At 65.0% G+C, this 14855-nt stretch carries 14 protein-coding genes; 9 read left to right on the top strand and 5 right to left on the bottom strand.

Annotated elements, in window-relative coordinates; translation table 11 throughout:
- Positions 1-260: 260 nt before the first annotated feature.
- The 4 genes from acnB (at position 261) to ACJ7IV_RS09245 (ending at position 5153) form a co-directional block, all read left to right on the top strand.
- Complete coding sequence (gene acnB, locus ACJ7IV_RS09230; protein WP_483864138.1) at positions 261-2864, top strand: bifunctional aconitate hydratase 2/2-methylisocitrate dehydratase; 2604 nt, start codon at positions 261-263, stop codon at positions 2862-2864.
- A 393-nt stretch (positions 2865-3257) separates the two neighbouring features.
- Positions 3258-3464, top strand: coding sequence for a DUF6494 family protein (locus tag ACJ7IV_RS09235; RefSeq protein ID WP_161431938.1), 207 nt, complete (start codon positions 3258-3260; stop codon positions 3462-3464).
- Positions 3457-4395 (top strand): ABC transporter ATP-binding protein, encoded by a 939-nt coding sequence (locus tag ACJ7IV_RS09240; RefSeq protein WP_483864139.1) that lies wholly within the window; start codon positions 3457-3459, stop codon positions 4393-4395. Before ACJ7IV_RS09235 ends, ACJ7IV_RS09240 begins: the two co-directional genes overlap by 8 nt.
- Positions 4392-5153 (top strand): ABC transporter permease, encoded by a 762-nt coding sequence (locus ACJ7IV_RS09245; protein ID WP_428252432.1) that lies wholly within the window; start codon positions 4392-4394, stop codon positions 5151-5153. The genes ACJ7IV_RS09240 and ACJ7IV_RS09245 overlap by 4 nt, the downstream gene beginning before the upstream one ends.
- Before the next feature lie 58 nt (positions 5154-5211).
- On the opposite strand, the gene ACJ7IV_RS09250 is transcribed toward ACJ7IV_RS09245, so the two are convergent.
- From ACJ7IV_RS09250 to tnpA, 3 genes are all read right to left on the bottom strand, one after another.
- Complete coding sequence (locus ACJ7IV_RS09250) at positions 5212-5724, bottom strand: hypothetical protein (protein ID WP_483864140.1); 513 nt, start codon at positions 5722-5724, stop codon at positions 5212-5214.
- 49 nt (positions 5725-5773) lie between these two features.
- Positions 5774-5986 carry a hypothetical protein gene (locus ACJ7IV_RS09255; RefSeq protein WP_483864141.1) on the bottom strand — a complete coding sequence of 71 codons (213 nt, stop codon included), beginning with the start codon at positions 5984-5986 and terminating at the stop codon, positions 5774-5776.
- Positions 5987-6229: 243 nt separating this feature from the next.
- Complete coding sequence (tnpA, locus tag ACJ7IV_RS09260; RefSeq protein WP_483864142.1) at positions 6230-6667, bottom strand: IS200/IS605 family transposase; 438 nt, start codon at positions 6665-6667, stop codon at positions 6230-6232.
- Between the two features lie 89 nt (positions 6668-6756).
- On the opposite strand from tnpA, the gene ACJ7IV_RS09265 reads away from it, so the two are divergent.
- On the top strand, positions 6757-8028 hold the full coding sequence (locus ACJ7IV_RS09265; RefSeq protein WP_483864143.1) for an RNA-guided endonuclease TnpB family protein: 1272 nt from the start codon (positions 6757-6759) through the stop codon (positions 8026-8028).
- Here ACJ7IV_RS09265 and ACJ7IV_RS09270 read toward each other — a convergent pair.
- The gene (locus ACJ7IV_RS09270) at positions 8013-8549 is read right to left on the bottom strand and encodes a hypothetical protein (protein WP_483864144.1); all 537 of its coding nucleotides are present in this window, start codon (positions 8547-8549) and stop codon (positions 8013-8015) included. The genes ACJ7IV_RS09265 and ACJ7IV_RS09270 overlap by 16 nt on opposite strands.
- 276 nt (positions 8550-8825) lie before the next feature.
- Between ACJ7IV_RS09270 and ACJ7IV_RS09275 the strand changes: the two genes are divergently transcribed.
- Positions 8826-10844 carry a VWA domain-containing protein gene (locus ACJ7IV_RS09275; protein ID WP_483864145.1) on the top strand — a complete coding sequence of 673 codons (2019 nt, stop codon included), beginning with the start codon at positions 8826-8828 and terminating at the stop codon, positions 10842-10844.
- 132 nt (positions 10845-10976) lie between these two features.
- On the opposite strand, the gene ACJ7IV_RS09280 is transcribed toward ACJ7IV_RS09275, so the two are convergent.
- Positions 10977-11609 carry a hypothetical protein gene (locus ACJ7IV_RS09280; RefSeq protein WP_483864146.1) on the bottom strand — a complete coding sequence of 211 codons (633 nt, stop codon included), beginning with the start codon at positions 11607-11609 and terminating at the stop codon, positions 10977-10979.
- A 168-nt stretch (positions 11610-11777) separates the two neighbouring features.
- On the opposite strand from ACJ7IV_RS09280, the gene ACJ7IV_RS09285 reads away from it, so the two are divergent.
- The 3 genes from ACJ7IV_RS09285 to ACJ7IV_RS09295 are packed head-to-tail and all read left to right on the top strand — an operon-like array spanning position 11778 to position 14786.
- Positions 11778-12284 (top strand): putative pterin-binding protein, encoded by a 507-nt coding sequence (locus tag ACJ7IV_RS09285; protein ID WP_483864147.1) that lies wholly within the window; start codon positions 11778-11780, stop codon positions 12282-12284.
- Positions 12284-13717: a sensor histidine kinase gene (locus ACJ7IV_RS09290; protein WP_483864148.1), complete on the top strand. Its 1434-nt coding sequence runs from the start codon at positions 12284-12286 to the stop codon at positions 13715-13717. Before ACJ7IV_RS09285 ends, ACJ7IV_RS09290 begins: the two co-directional genes overlap by 1 nt.
- Positions 13704-14786: a response regulator gene (locus ACJ7IV_RS09295; RefSeq protein ID WP_483864149.1), complete on the top strand. Its 1083-nt coding sequence runs from the start codon at positions 13704-13706 to the stop codon at positions 14784-14786. Before ACJ7IV_RS09290 ends, ACJ7IV_RS09295 begins: the two co-directional genes overlap by 14 nt.
- Positions 14787-14855 lie beyond the last annotated feature (69 nt).

A 14855-nucleotide genomic window follows, 5' to 3' on the forward strand; every position in this document is an offset into this window, starting at 1 on the left:
TCCCTGTGGGGCCAGACCCCAAAGTCTCTTAGGACCTGCCCCAAGGGGGAGTTTCCTGTAGCCCAACCCACACGCCGCCGACCAAAGTGCAAGGCCCGGCAGCATGGGCCTCGCTTAACATTGTCGACAGTCTCGCGTAGAATCGCCGCCACCTGAGACGGGAGTTCACACCCCTGTTCCACGCGCCAGAGGCTTGTTCCGGCGATGCTTTTCTTGCCGGGTCGCGACACTCTGGCCCCACTAGCAATGAGGGCCCTAACGTGCTTGAAGCCTATCGCCAACATGTCGAGGAGCGTGCCGCCGAAGGCGTGCCGCCTAAGCCGCTGAACGCCGAGCAGGTCGCCGCCCTGGTCGAGCTGCTGAAGAACCCGCCGGCTGGTGAGGAGGAGTTCATCCTCGACCTGCTGACCAATCGCGTACCCCCGGGCGTCGATGAGGCTGCCTACGTCAAGGCCGGCTTCCTGACCGCCATCGCCAAGGGCGAAGCCGAGTCGCCGCTGATCGACAAGATCCACGCAGTCAAGCTGCTGGGCACCATGCAGGGCGGCTACAACATCGTCTCCATGGTCGAGCTGCTCGACGAGGCCGAACTGGCCAAGGAAGTGGGCGAGCAGCTTAAGCACACCCTGCTGATGTTCGACGCCTTCCATGACGTGGAAGAGCGTGCCAAGGCGGGCAACGCCGTGGCCAAGGATGTCATTCAGTCCTGGGCCGACGCAGAGTGGTTCCTCTCCAAGCCCGCCCTGGAAGAGAAGATCACCCTGACCGTGTTCAAGGTGCCGGGCGAGACCAATACCGACGACCTCTCCCCCGCTCCGGATGCCTGGTCACGCCCCGATATCCCGGTGCACGCCAACGCCATGCTCAAGAACGAGCGTGATGGCATCGAGCCCGAGGAGCCCGGCGTCAAGGGCCCGCTCAAGCAGATCCAGGAAGTGAAGGCCAAAGGCTTCCCGGTCGCCTATGTCGGTGACGTGGTCGGTACCGGCTCCTCGCGCAAGTCCGCCACCAACTCGGTGCTGTGGTTCTTCGGCGACGACATCTCCAACGTGCCGAACAAGCGCGCCGGCGGTTTCTGCTTCGGCGGCAAGATTGCCCCGATCTTCTTCAACACCATGGAAGATTCCGGCGCCCTGCCCGTCGAGATGGACGTCTCCAAGATGGAGATGGGCGACGTCATCGACGTCTACCCCTACGAAGGCAAGGTCTGCAAGCACGGCACCGACGAGGTGCTGACCACCTTCGAGCTCAAGACCCAGGTGATCCTTGATGAGGTGCGCGCCGGTGGCCGTATCCCGCTGATCATCGGCCGTGGTCTGACCACCAAGGCGCGTGAGTCTCTGGGCCTGGCCCCCTCCGACGTCTTCCGCCTGCCGGAGCAGCCCGCCGACACCGGCAAGGGCTATACCCTGGCCCAGAAGATGGTCGGCAAGGCCTGCGGCATGGAGGGCGTGCGCCCGGGCATGTACTGCGAGCCGAAGATGACCACCGTGGGCTCTCAGGACACCACGGGGCCGATGACCCGTGACGAGCTCAAGGACCTCGCCTGCCTCGGCTTCCAGGCCGACCTGGTGATGCAGTCCTTCTGCCACACTGCCGCCTATCCGAAGCCGGTCGACGTGGATACCCACCACACCCTGCCCGACTTCATCATGAACCGCGGCGGCGTCTCGCTGCGTCCGGGCGACGGTATCATCCACAGCTGGCTGAACCGCATGCTGCTGCCGGACACCGTGGGTACCGGTGGCGACTCCCACACCCGTTTCCCGCTGGGCATCTCCTTCCCGGCAGGCTCGGGCCTGGTGGCCTTCGCCGCCGCCACCGGCGTGATGCCGCTGGACATGCCGGAGTCGGTGCTGGTGCGCTTCAAGGGCAAGCGTCAGCCTGGCGTCACCCTGCGTGACCTGGTCCACGCTATTCCCTACTACGGCATCAAGAACGGCCTGCTGACCGTCGAGAAGTCCGGCAAGAAGAACGCCTTCTCCGGTCGCGTGCTGGAGATCGAGGGCCTTGAGGACCTCACCGTCGAGCAGGCCTTCGAGCTCTCCGACGCCTCCGCCGAGCGCTCCGCTGCCGGCTGTACCATCACCCTGTCCGAGGACAGCGTGAGCGAGTACCTGAAATCCAACATCACCCTGCTCAAGTGGATGATCGCCAATGGCTACGGCGACCGCCGTACCATCGAGCGCCGCATCCAGGGCATGGAGGAGTGGCTGGCCAACCCGAGCCTGATGCGCGCCGACAAGGACGCCGAGTACGCCGAAGTCATCGAGATCGACCTCGAGGAGCTCAAGGAGCCGGTACTCTGCGCGCCGAACGACCCTGACGACGCCCGCCTGCTCTCCGAGGTGGCCGGCGAGAAGATCGACGAGGTGTTCATCGGCTCGTGCATGACCAACATCGGTCACTTCCGTGCCGCGGGCAAGCTGCTCGAGAAGCAGCCGGCCGGCAGCCTGAAGACCCGCCTGTGGCTGGCCCCGCCGACCAAGATGGACCAGCACCAGCTGACCGAGGAGGGCTACTACGGCATTTACGGCCGCGCCGGTGCGCGCATGGAGATGCCGGGCTGCTCGCTGTGCATGGGTAACCAGGCCCGCGTTGCCGCCAAGAGCACCGTGGTCTCCACCTCCACCCGTAACTTCCCGAACCGCCTGGGCGACGGTGCCAACGTCTACCTCGCCTCCGCGGAACTGGCGGCCGTGGCCGCCGTGGAAGGTCGCCTGCCTACCGTCGACGAATACCGCCGTTACATGGGCGAGTTCGACGCCATGGCCGGCGAGATCTATCGTTACATGAACTTCCACGAGATCGAGGAGTATCAGAACGCCGCTTCCAACGTGATTCCGATCGCCCAGGAAGCCTGATACGCGGTATTCTGATATCCTCAGGTTCGACTCCGATGCTCGCAACATCGTAGGCCACCGTCCGCGGTGACCCGGGTTCTCCCCGAAGTCGATGAACGAAGCGCCCCGCAAGGGGCGCTTTTTTTAGGTTCATCGCAGACTGGCGTGAAACCAGTCGGTAGGAGGGAGCGGTTCGGCGGCCCGACTCCGCATCGCGACTGGAGGCCGAAGGCCTCCACGGATGACGCCACCCAGATTGGCAACACCACCGGGGCGCCTGACGGCGCCAGTCGCGAGGCGGAGCCTCCCTCCTACAATGCCATCTCCAGCCTGAGTGCCATCGGCGACGAGGCGACAGCCTCGATCAGTAGCGGTAGGATGGGTGTTCATCCTCTCTTGCTAAAGGAGCCCACCATGGACCAGGACACCTTCCAGCACAGCATTCGCAAGCTGCTCAAGAACGTCGGCGTGACCACCCAGCAGGAGATCGAGAAGGCGGTGGCCGAAGGTCTCGAGGCAGGCCACCTGCAGGGCAACGAGCGTCTTCCGGCACGGGTCACCGTGGAGGTGGACGGCCTCAGCCTGGCACTGACCTTCGACGGGGACATCACCCTTGAGTGAGGCCGTGATCCGTGTCGAGGGGCTCGGCAAGAGCTTTGCCGGCGGCTTCGAGGCGCTGCGCGACATCGACCTGGAGATCCGCCGTGGCGAGATCTTCGCCCTCCTCGGTCCCAACGGAGCGGGCAAGACCACCCTGATCAGCGTGATATGCGGACTGGTCAACCCCAGCCGTGGGCGGGTGCTGGTCGATGGCTATGACAACGTGCGCCAGTTCCGCGAGGCTCGGGCGCGTATCGGCCTGGTGCCCCAGGAGCTGACCAACGACGCCTTCATCAAGGTGTGGGACACGGTGAGCTTCAGCCGCGGACTGTTCGGCAAGCCCCCCGATCCGGCGCATATCGAGAAGGTGTTGCGCTCGCTGTCGCTGTGGGAAAAGCGCCATAACCGCATGATCACCCTCTCCGGGGGCATGAAGCGCCGGGTGCTGATCGCCAAGGCGCTGGCCCACGAGCCGGAGATCCTGTTCCTCGACGAGCCCACCGCCGGGGTCGACGTGGCCCTGCGCCGCGACATGTGGGAAGTGGTGCGCCAGCTGCGCAACAGCGGTGTCACCATCATCCTCACCACGCACTATATCGAGGAGGCTGAGGAGATGGCCGACCGCATCGGGGTGATCCGCTCCGGTGAGCTGGTGCTGGTGGAGGACAAGCAGGCGCTGATGCAGAAGCTGGGGCGCAAGGAGCTGACGATCCACCTGCGCGACCCGCTGGTGGAGGTGCCGCAACGCCTCTCGGGCCATGGCTTGACGCTGACCGAGGAGGGCCACGCCCTGGTCTACACCTATGACGCCGAGGCGGGCGAGGACGACGGTACCGGCATCGCCGAGCTGCTCGCCGACCTGGAGGGGGCCGGCATCGCGGTCAAGGACCTGCACACTCGCCAGAGCTCCCTGGAGGAGATCTTCGTCAGCCTGGTCAAGGAGACAGCGTGAACCTCGAATCCGTGAAGACCCTCTACCTGGCCGAGATGGCGCGCAGCCTGCGTACCGTGCTGCAGAGCATCGTCTCGCCGGTGCTCTCGACCTCACTCTACTTCGTGGTGTTCGGCGCCGCCATCGGCTCGCGAATCAGCGAGGTGGACGGTGTGAGCTACGGCGCCTTCATCGTGCCCGGGCTGATCATGCTGATGCTGCTCACCCAGAGCGTCTCCAACGCCTCCTTCGGGATCTTCTTTCCGCGCTTCTCGGGGACCATCTACGAGGTGCTCTCGGCACCCATGTCCTACTGGGAAGTGGTGGTCGGCTACGTGGGAGCGGCGGCCAGCAAGTCGCTGATCCTGGGCCTTATCGTGCTGGCCACCGCACGGCTGTTCGTGCCCTACTCCATCGAGCATCCGCTGATGATGGTACTGTTCCTGGTGCTGACGGCGGCGACCTTCAGCCTGCTGGGTTTCATCATCGGCATCTGGGCCGACGGCTTCGAGAAGCTGCAGCTGGTGCCACTGCTGGTGATCACCCCGCTCACCTTCCTCGGCGGCACCTTCTACTCCATCGATATGCTGCCGCCCTTCTGGCAGGCGGTGACCCTGGCCAATCCCGTGGTCTATCTGGTCAGCGGCTTCCGCTGGAGCTTCTACGGCATAAGCGACGTCAGCCCGCTGGTCAGCCTGGCCATGATCCTGCTGTTCCTGGGGGCGGCCATCGCCCTGGTGGCCTGGATCTTCCGCACCGGGTACCGCCTGAAGCCGTGACAGCGAGGTGAGCCGCCGCCGGACGCCACGCGGCGGCTAACCTCGCTCACACCGCTGTCTACAGCTCCAGTTCTTCGCGCACCAGGGTCACGTCGAACTCGACGTCGAGGTCGATGCTGTTATCCGCGTCGTGGGAACTCTGCATCGATTCCACATAGGCCAACGAAGTGCTGACCCGCCCCTTGGCGCGCCCGCTGTCGCCCTCGAGTTCCAGCACCTCGAGCTCGATGGGCACCTCCGTCTCGGTACCATAATGCGGCACCATGCTGGGTTCGGGAAAATAGGTCACCGAGGCGGCACCTGGCGACCCCTGCATCACCATGAAATCGATGCTCAGCGTGCCCTGGGTCGCGAACTTCTCCTCCCGATGCCCCTGGATGGTGACGTTGAGCATGCCGGGCATCAGCTCGTGGTAGTTGGCCGTCGAGCCCTCGGCATGGGTCACCACATGCCACTCGCGCTCCTCGCCATCCAGGCTTCCGTGGATCTCGTTGGCCAGAGCCTGCGCCGAGGCCAGGGTCATGGCGCCGGTGCAGAGTGCCAGGCCGATTGATCGTCCGAGGTGTCTCATGTCGTATTCCTTGTTGGGTTGCTTGAACGCCCGGGCCACGGCAACCGAGCTACCAATCCGGCCTCGGCCAGGGTTCGCGGTCCTGGGTTTCCCAGACCCGGGGCGACTCTCCTGTCCCCGTGTCCGCCGCCATCAGCCGCTGCCACAACGCCTTGATGTCGTCGTCCATCAGCTGATCAAGATAGATCACCAGGTCAACACCGTCGTCCTGCCCCAGCCCACGCTCCACCAGCACCTCCATGAAGGACGCGCCGGGCGGCACGCTTTCGGGCCACTCCGGGGGGGTGCCAGTGACCCGGACCGCTATCGTCGCGCTGTACGAGCCCGAGGCGCTCCAGTCCCGCTTCCAGCAGCGCGACTTTAAGGTGCAGTGAGCTTGGAGTGGGCTCAAGTGGCGTGGGCGCCGGCCAGTCACGGGCCTGTTCATTCAGCGAGTCCGCGGTCGAGCACGGTGCATTGAGCAAATCGGCCGCGCATCCTACGCATCGACGCGAAGCGTGATGCGTTAGTTAAGCGGCTGCCCGAGCTTGCGAGGGTCGTCCTGGTTTTCGATGTAGCGAAGCAGCGTTTCGATGCTGGCCCGGCCGCCGACACTGATCAGGGCATAGGCCCGGTTCCAGAAGTAGGGTTTCCAGTAGTAGGGCGCCAATTCGGCCGCGAACTCTTTGCGCATGCGACGGGCAGTGACGGATTTCAGGTTCTTTACCAGATCGGACGGTTTCACGGTCGGCGGCACCTCAAACAGCAGGTGCACATGGTCGGCTTCGCCGCCAAACTCGACCAGCTCGCCGCCCCATCGGGATAGCAGGTCGCGCAGCATCTCTTCCAGACGCTCCAGCATCGGCCCCGTCAAGCACTTGTGGCGATACTTCATTGACAGCACCAGATGATAATAAAGCCTGTAGGCACTGTGGTTGCTTGTACGAAGCCTTGAAATTTCCATTCTATGCACCGACTATATGAGTCATGACAAAGGCGATGATACGCACGGACAAGTGGCCACTACAAGCCACGACGCAGCAGCGATACCTGATGCGTTTGACGCTGGCGGAGTACCGTCAGTTCTGCCGTGCGTTGTCGGTGGTGGTCCTGGCCAACTGGCCGTCGCTGCAGCAGGCCCCCAGCTTTGCCGCTGCCGTGGAGCGGCTGATGCACCCCACCAGTAAAAATCCCTCGCCTCGCCACCACTACTTCGCCAAGCGTTTCTATAAGTTTCCGTCTTACCTGCGCCGAGCCGCCATCGAGTTCGTTAAGGGCCAGGTATCGAGCTACCTGACCCGCTATCGGGCCTGGCAGTCGGGAGATCGCCAGCGGAAAAATGCCCAGCCACCGCGTTTCAACCCCGTGGCCGGCTGCTATCCGGCGATGTATCGCGGGCAGTTGGTCAAGTTCGATGCCGACTTCACCACCGCCAGCCTGAAGCTGTGGGATGGCAAGGAGTGGCTGTGGCATAACGTTGCGATCAAGGCGGTGCGTCAGCGCCATCTTCTCGGCACGGTGAAGTCACCCACCTTGGTGCTCAATCGACGCTGCCATCTGGCGGTGCCGGTGGCGTTGGCGCCTCAATCCCTCCCTGACCAGCAGCGCGTATGCGCCGTGGACGTGGGGATCAATACGCTGGCCACGGCCAGCATCGTGACACCGGACGGCACTGTCGCGGCGAGGAAGTTTTTCCACCCCGCCGCGGACATAGACCGTCGTGACAAGCGCGCCACGCTGATTCGCCGCAAGGCGCGCAAGACCGCCAGGCTCTCGAAAGGGTTCGGGCGGACATGGTATCGCAAGGCCCAGCACATCAACGAGGACATCGCCCAGCAGACCTCCCGTCGACTGGTCGACTTCGCGCTGGCACAGGGAGCCGATGTGATCGTGCTGGAGGACTTGAAAGGCTGGCGACCCAGGGCGGGCAGGAAGCGGTCGGGGCTGCGCCAGCGCTTCCATCAGTGGCTGCATCGCCGGCTGGCCACGCTGATCGAGCAGAAAATGACCGAGGCCGGTGGCCGGGTCGTCTACGTCTATGCCCGGGGCACGTCTTTCTGGGCTTTCGACGGCTCGGGTCGCGTCAAGCGGGACAAGACGCAGCACGAACTGGCTACCTTTCCGAACGGCAAGCAGTACAACGCTGATCTCAACGCCAGCTACAACATCGGTGCCCGCTATTGGGCCTGGAAACACAAGCTGACCCGCCGCAAGGACGGGCAGTTGTCAGCGGGCAGAAGCTCCCCTGGCAAACCGAGAACACCGGTCACGCTCTCAACGCTCTGGCGGCGAAAGCCTGAAGCCCCGCATCAATGCGTCGCATGATGCGTGGGAGTGTTCACGCAGAAAGCACCTTCGAGGGGAATGTCGCGGCGCGCCGCATGGGTGATATCGGCCACCTGACCCATGATCGGACGAGTGATGAATCGCCAGGCGATATGCTTCCCGTCACCGAAGTCCTCGGCGGTTGCCACACGCGACTCCCCGTGCTGGGCTATCAGGCCCTCACGGCGTGCCGGCCCGAGATTGAAACGGGCGACCTCCACCAACTCCACCGGAATCGGTGCCTGTCCTTGCGGGGCAACGCTCGCCCTGGCGTAACGCAACCGCACCCGTGAATGGGGCAAGTCCGCCTCTTCTATCATCAACACCAGCAACGCCTTGGTGAGCGGACCGGTTTCGGCATCCGGATGGAAGATGCTCGACCCACTATCGTCATCTAGCAGCTGCCGGACCTCGGCCTGCAGCGCCTCGGCATCCTGGTGCTGCCATTGGGCTTCAGGCAGGAAGGCTCTAGCAATCGCCTCGGTGGACGTGGCCTCGCCAAGCCTCGGATCGGAAGACATGCCATTCATCTCGCCTGCGGCAAGCGAGCCGACGCTCAGCCCTGTCGCCGCTATCCCGACCCCTCCCGACCCCTATCCAGCACCTGAATCCACGCATCGGGTTCTCCTTCTCTCGGCCAGGTCCGGCCGTTGCACACAAGCCAGCACATTGCCGAAAGCTTAAGACAGCCTGGCGATGCAGGCCCCGTTCGGATGAAGGGGGCCCGCCGGCCCCTCAGTTGCCTATGCTGATCGTTGCACCCTGTTTCCCGACGCATAGACATTCGGAGGTACTGGATGGCCCGCCTCAATCAGCCGCGCTCCCTGTTGCCCACCACACTGCTGCCCGCCGCACTGCTGCTCGTTTCGGCGCCTGCCATGGCCGAGCGTGTGGGCGTGCTGGTGCTGGATGCCTCGGGCTCCATGTGGAACCGCATGGACGGTGACATCACACGCATCGAGGTCGCCCGCGATGTGATCGACGAGTATCTGCATGACCGCGACCCGCAGCTGCCGCTGAGTGTGCTGGCCTATGGCCACAATCGCCGCGGCGACTGTGGGGATATCGAAGTGATCGCCGCCATGGCCCTTCAGGATGCCGATTCCCTGGCCGAGCAGGTACGTGCACTGAATCCCCAGGGCATGACACCCATCGCCGAAAGCCTGCGACTCGCCTCCGAGCAGATACCGCGTACCGCCGAGGCGGCCGATATCATCCTGGTGACCGATGGTCTGGAGACCTGCGAGGGCGATCCCTGTGCCGTGGCGGCACGGCTGGCGGAACAGGGGTTGGCCATTCGCGCCCACGTGGTCGGCTTCGGGCTCAGCGACGACGAGATCCAGCAGCTCTCCTGCGTGACCGAGCAGACCGGAGGAGAGCTCTTCCAGACCCACTCCGGCGCCGAGCTGGCCGGCGCGCTCTCTCGCGTGGAGGAGGTGGCCGCCGAGCCCGAACCGGAACACGAGCCAGAACCCGAACCGGAACCTCAGCCTGAGGAGGCCACCCTGAACACACCCGCGGAGATTCCCGCCGGTAGCGAGTTCGAGGTGAGCTGGGAGGGACCCGACGATAAGCGCGACTACATCACCATCGTCCCCGCCGGGGCCCCGGAAGACGCCTACGAGAGCTACCAGCGCACCGGCCGTGGCTCGCCGCTTTCACTCACCGCCCCGGATGCCCTGGGCGAGCACGAGGTGCGCTATATCCATAATGCCACCAAGCGGGTGCTGGCCAGCCAGACGGTGACCCTGACCCCGATCAGCGCCGCGGTGCAGGCGCCGGAGGATATCCCTGCTGGCAGCGAATTCGAGGTGGACTGGGAGGGCCCCGACAATCCCCGGGACTACATCACTATCGTCCCCGCCGATGCGCCGGAGGATGCCTACGAGAGCTACCAGCGCACCAGCCGCGGCTCGCCGCTTTCGCTCACCGCCCCGGATGCCCTGGGCTCCTACGAAGTACGCTATGTGGTCCAGCAGTCCAAACGGGTGCTGGCCAGCCAACCGGTAACCCTGACCCCGGTCAGTGCCCATGTGAAGGCGCCTGAGGAGATCCCTGCCGGCAGCGAGTTCACCATCGAGTGGGAAGGCCCCGACAATCCGCGTGATTACATCACTATCGTGCCCGCCGGGGCACCGGAGGACGTCTACGAGAGCTATCAGCGCACCAGCCGCGGCTCGCCGCTCTCCCTTACCGCCCCGGACGCCCTGGGCAATTACGAGGTGCGCTATGTGGTCCAGCAGTCCAGACGTGTGTTGGCCAGCCAACCGGTAACCCTAACACCGGTCACGGCCTCGCTGATGGTAAGCGAGCCCATCGTGCCCGGCGGCGAATTCGAGGTGGAGTGGCAAGGCCCCGACAACCCCCGGGACTACATCACCATCGTCCCTGTGGGAGCACCGGAAGACGCCTACGAAAGCTACCAGCGTACGAGCCGAGGATCACCGTTGACGCTGGCAGCACCGGAGGCCCCGGGCGACTATGAGGTACGCTATGTGATCCAGCAGTCCCGGCGCGTGCTGGCAAACGAGCCAGTCAGCGTCGGCGCCGGTGAGGTCAGCCTGAATGTCGAGGGCAGCGCCGAGGCGGGCGGCGTGGTCAATGTGGCCTGGCAGGGCCCTGGGCGCTACGAGGACTTCATCCAGATCGTGGCGGCCGATGCCCCCGACGATGCCGAGGCCATCCGCGAGGCACGCGCCAGCCAGGGTAGTCCGCTGCAGCTGTTTGCGCCGCCCACGGCGGGAGAGTACGAGCTGCGCTACAGAGCCAGCGACAGCGGTGAGATCCTGGGCCGCCAGCAGTTCCAGGTGAAGTAGCCGCCGACACGGCCCGCACTACAGTTCCAGCAACTACGACAAGCCCCGGCAGGGTGGCCGGGGCTTGTCGTAGTTGATCTCACGTTGATCTCACCTTGGTGACAGAAGCTGCCCACCAAGGTGAGATCAAGGCTATCGGGCGGCCTGCTCACGCAGGGCGTCGAGATCCCACGCTTTGAGCAGCGCTACTGCGGGATCACTGGATTCCAGTCGCTGGCCATCGACCTGAACGAGGATACGGCCATCCATCAGGAAAGAGACCTCGGCGCTGCCACGCTCCGGCTCCCACTTGACCAGCGCCGAGTCACGGCCGATGCGGATACGCTCCATATTGGGCTGGGCGGCGATCAGCGCCGGGTTGTTGAACATCGCCGACATCGCCTGGATCATGGGGTTGTCGATCATCAGCTTGGCGGTAAGCCGTCCTTCTCCGCCCTCTTGCTGGTATTCACGCTCCAGCATGCTGCCACCACCACCGAACATCGCCGCGGCACCACCGCCGCCGCTGGAGGCTACCTCGGCGGCACTCCACCCCTCGGGAGGCTCCGGGAAGGTCTCGCCGATGCGCCCCGACATCAACTTGCGAATATCGCTGATGGCGAACTCCAGCTCGGTGATCGCCGCGCCATACTCCTGTTCCTGATAGAGCTCCAGGCCCAGTTCGATCTGCTCCACGACCTCATCCGACTGCCCCAGGGCAGTGGAGGAGGCACCCAGTGCAGCGACCAGGACTCCTGTCGTCATCCAAGTGATGCCTGCTTTCATGATGGTTCTCCTTGTTGCTGTGGCGCCCATGCATGGCGAGTCCGCCGAGAGTTGGCAGGTTAAACGCAGGTTAGCCACTTTCTGCCGACTCGCCCCCCTTCGTTTGCAGGGGGACATGGCCGGCGCTTCGACTAGGCTGAGGGCAGGCCCGGGGAAAGGAGGAACGATGTGAAGGCAACGCGGATAGCCCTGCTGCTCTGGGGAGTGCTGCTGACCGCACCATCCCTCGCCGCTGCCCCTCTGCCACCACCCTCGGGGGAGGTCGTCCTGACGGTCAGCGGCGAGATCGGCCTGACCAACGTGGATGACGAGGCACATCTGGATGCCGACATGCTGGCGGCCCTACCCCGTGAACGACTGACGACGCATACCAGCGTTACCGATGGTCCCCAGACCTTCGAAGGCTTTCTGGCCCGAGACCTGCTGGATGCCCTGCATGCCGAGGGTGAGACGGTGACGGCCCTGGCCCTCAACGACTACCTGGCCGAGATCCCCGTCGCGGACTTCGAGCGCTATGACGTCCTGCTCGCCGACACCATGAACGGCGAGCGCCTGACCCGGCGCGACAAGGGGCCACTCTGGATTGTCTATCCCCGAGACGATCACGACGAGTTGCAGGACATCCGCTACGACTATCGCTGGGTCTGGCAGCTGCACCGCCTCGAGGTCGAGTGATGACCAGGCTGCGTGCCATACCGCCCTACGCCGTTCCCAGCCTGGTGATCGTGGCCCTGACCGCTTTCCTGGCCTTTGCCTTGGTACGCCTCTTCCAGGTCGAACAGGCCATGCGCGTCAACGTCGACGAGAACATGCTATGGGTCGTCACCCAGGCGCAGGTGGCCAGTCACCGCCTGGACCAGGCGGTCAACCGACGGGCACTGGGCAACAGCGCCGAAGACCCCGAACTGCGCCTGGACATCCTCTCCAGCCGCCTGACCCTGATGGATGATGGCCCGCAGCGGCGCTATCTGGCGGCCGAGGGGCTGGAGCCGCGTCTCGACGAGGCGCTGGCCCGGATGCAGGCCTTGCGCGAGACCATCACGACAACACCTGGCGAGGCGCGGTTCGCGCCCGAGCGACTCACACCTCACCTGGATGCGCTGATGGCCAGCCTCAACCGCATTGCCAACCGGGTGATGATGGCCGAGTGGGAGAGCACCGGGTCACGCCTGGATACCTATCGCAACAGCCTCGAGAAGGTCATCGCCGCCATCGTCGGCATCGGTCTCAGCGGCGCGATACTGGTCATGCTGCTGGTCTCCGCCCTGCGCCAACGACGCGCGGCCCAGCGCGGGCTGATGGCCCATCGTGACCGCCTGGAGGAGGAGGTGGAACGGCATATCTACCGCTACCGACAGGCCGCCGAGGCCCTTGCCCAGGCACTCGACCGCGAACGCGGCGTCAGCGAGTTCTACCGTAGTTTCGCGGCCATGGTCTCGCATCAGTTCAGGACCCCGTTGGCGGTGATCGACTCCGGCCTGCAACGGCTGCTGCGCCGTCATCACCAGTTCACCCCGGAGCAGCGCAGCGAGCGCTATACGCGGCTGCGCGAGGCGGTGGCCCAGATGACTCGCCTGGTGGAGTCCTCGCTGACTGCGGCGCGACTCGACGGCAAGCAGGTCGAACCCAGCATGGGCCGCCACTCCCTGAGCGGTATCGTCGACCACCTCTGCCGCCTGCAGTCGGAGGCCACCGGCACACAGCGCCTGGAAACGCAGCATGGCACACCGGAGCCCTGGGCCTGGTGCGACCGCGCCCTGACCGAGCAGGTACTGGCCAACCTCGTCAACAATGCCCTGAAATATTCGCCCGGGGATCGGCCGGTGCGCATCACCACCGCGCGCGAAGGCGGCCGGGTAATCTGCCAGGTCACCGACTTCGGTCCCGGGATTCCTGCCGATGAGCAGCCGCAGCTGTTCGAACGCTTCTACCGCGGCAGCAACGCCACGGGCACAGACGGCACCGGCCTGGGGCTGAACATCGCCCGTCACCTGGCACGCATCCAGCACGGCGACCTGACACTGCACTCCACGCCGGGTGAGGGCACCCGCGTGACCCTGTGGCTGCCCGCCGCGGATACCAGCGAGGCCAGCGATGAGCAGCCCTGAGCCCAAAACCCGTCCGCCGCTGATCCTGTGTGCCGAGGACCAGGAGGACCTGCGTGCGGATATCTGTGATGAGCTGAGGGAGTCCGGCTATGCCGTGCTCGAGGCGGCCGATGGTGACGCCACCCTGCAGCAGCTGGATGCCTGTACCCCGGACCTGATCCTTTGCGACATCAACATGCCGGGCCTCAACGGCTACGCGGTGCTCGATGCCGTGCGAGAACGCCGACCTCACCTGGCAGATACGCCCTTCGTGTTCCTGACCGCACTCTCCGACCCTCGAGACGTGGTCGACGGCAAGCGACTCGGCGCCGATGACTATCTGGTCAAGCCCATCGACTACGACCTGCTGCTGGCCACCGTTGCCGCCCGCCTGCGCCAGGTGCGGCGCATGCGCGACAAGTCCAACCATGAGTTGCAGGAGCTGCGCGAGGCCATGGCGGCACTCCACCATGAAGCCTCACAGCAGGCCTTCCAGGCAGCCACCCGCGCCCTGGATCTGGTCGCTCCCGGCATGGTGCTGCTGGACGGCGAAGGCCGCATCACCTTCGCCAATCAGCGCGCACAACAGCTGGCAAGCGAGAGTGACGTGCTGGCATTGAACGCGACGCTCTCGGCAAGCGGGTCCATGGCCCGTCGCCTGCGCGAGTGCATCACGGCGGCGACCCAGGCCAGCCGGCAGGGAGAAGAGCCGGTCTTCTCCCTGCGCCTCCCCCATCGACCGGGGGATCACGGCCTGCTGGTACTGGTCTGCGCCCTGGGACAAGCGACGGATGCCGCCGGGACCGAGGCCAGCGTGGTGGCGCTGCTGTCAGCACCGGACCAGCGGCCACCACTGCCGCACGGGGTGCTGGCCAGCCTGTTCGGGCTGACCCCCACCGAGACCCGTATTGCGCTGGCCTTGCTGGAGGGGCTGCGCACCGAGGAGATCGCCGAGCAGATGAGCGTCTCCCCCACCACCGTGGCATTTCACCTGCGCAACCTCTTTCAGAAGACCGACACCCATCGCCAGGCCGACCTGATCGCCCTGCTGATGGCCGGTTCGATGACTGCCTATCTCGAGGGGCGCTGATGCGACATCGCCTATCGGCAAGGCACCGCGACAGGTATCATCCGGCTCCTCGTCCACCACCGCGGGAGC

It is taken from the genome of Halomonas sp. C10-5, assembly GCF_057169305.1.

What these genes read in the sequence shown, in the direction of transcription:
- ACJ7IV_RS09235 (WP_161431938.1), top strand. Translation starts at nt 3,258, where the DNA reads ATGGACCAGGACACCTTCCAGCACAGCATTCGCAAGCTGCTCAAGAAC.
- ACJ7IV_RS09250 (WP_483864140.1), bottom strand. Translation starts at nt 5,724, where the DNA reads ATGAGACACCTCGGACGATCAATCGGCCTGGCACTCTGCACCGGCGCC.
- tnpA (WP_483864142.1), bottom strand. Translation starts at nt 6,667, where the DNA reads ATGGAAATTTCAAGGCTTCGTACAAGCAACCACAGTGCCTACAGGCTT.
- ACJ7IV_RS09265 (WP_483864143.1), top strand. Translation starts at nt 6,757, where the DNA reads ATGCGTTTGACGCTGGCGGAGTACCGTCAGTTCTGCCGTGCGTTGTCG.
- ACJ7IV_RS09270 (WP_483864144.1), bottom strand. Translation starts at nt 8,549, where the DNA reads ATGTCTTCCGATCCGAGGCTTGGCGAGGCCACGTCCACCGAGGCGATT.
- ACJ7IV_RS09275 (WP_483864145.1), top strand. Translation starts at nt 8,826, where the DNA reads ATGGCCCGCCTCAATCAGCCGCGCTCCCTGTTGCCCACCACACTGCTG.
- ACJ7IV_RS09280 (WP_483864146.1), bottom strand. Translation starts at nt 11,609, where the DNA reads ATGAAAGCAGGCATCACTTGGATGACGACAGGAGTCCTGGTCGCTGCA.
- ACJ7IV_RS09290 (WP_483864148.1), top strand. Translation starts at nt 12,284, where the DNA reads ATGACCAGGCTGCGTGCCATACCGCCCTACGCCGTTCCCAGCCTGGTG.
- ACJ7IV_RS09295 (WP_483864149.1), top strand. Translation starts at nt 13,704, where the DNA reads ATGAGCAGCCCTGAGCCCAAAACCCGTCCGCCGCTGATCCTGTGTGCC.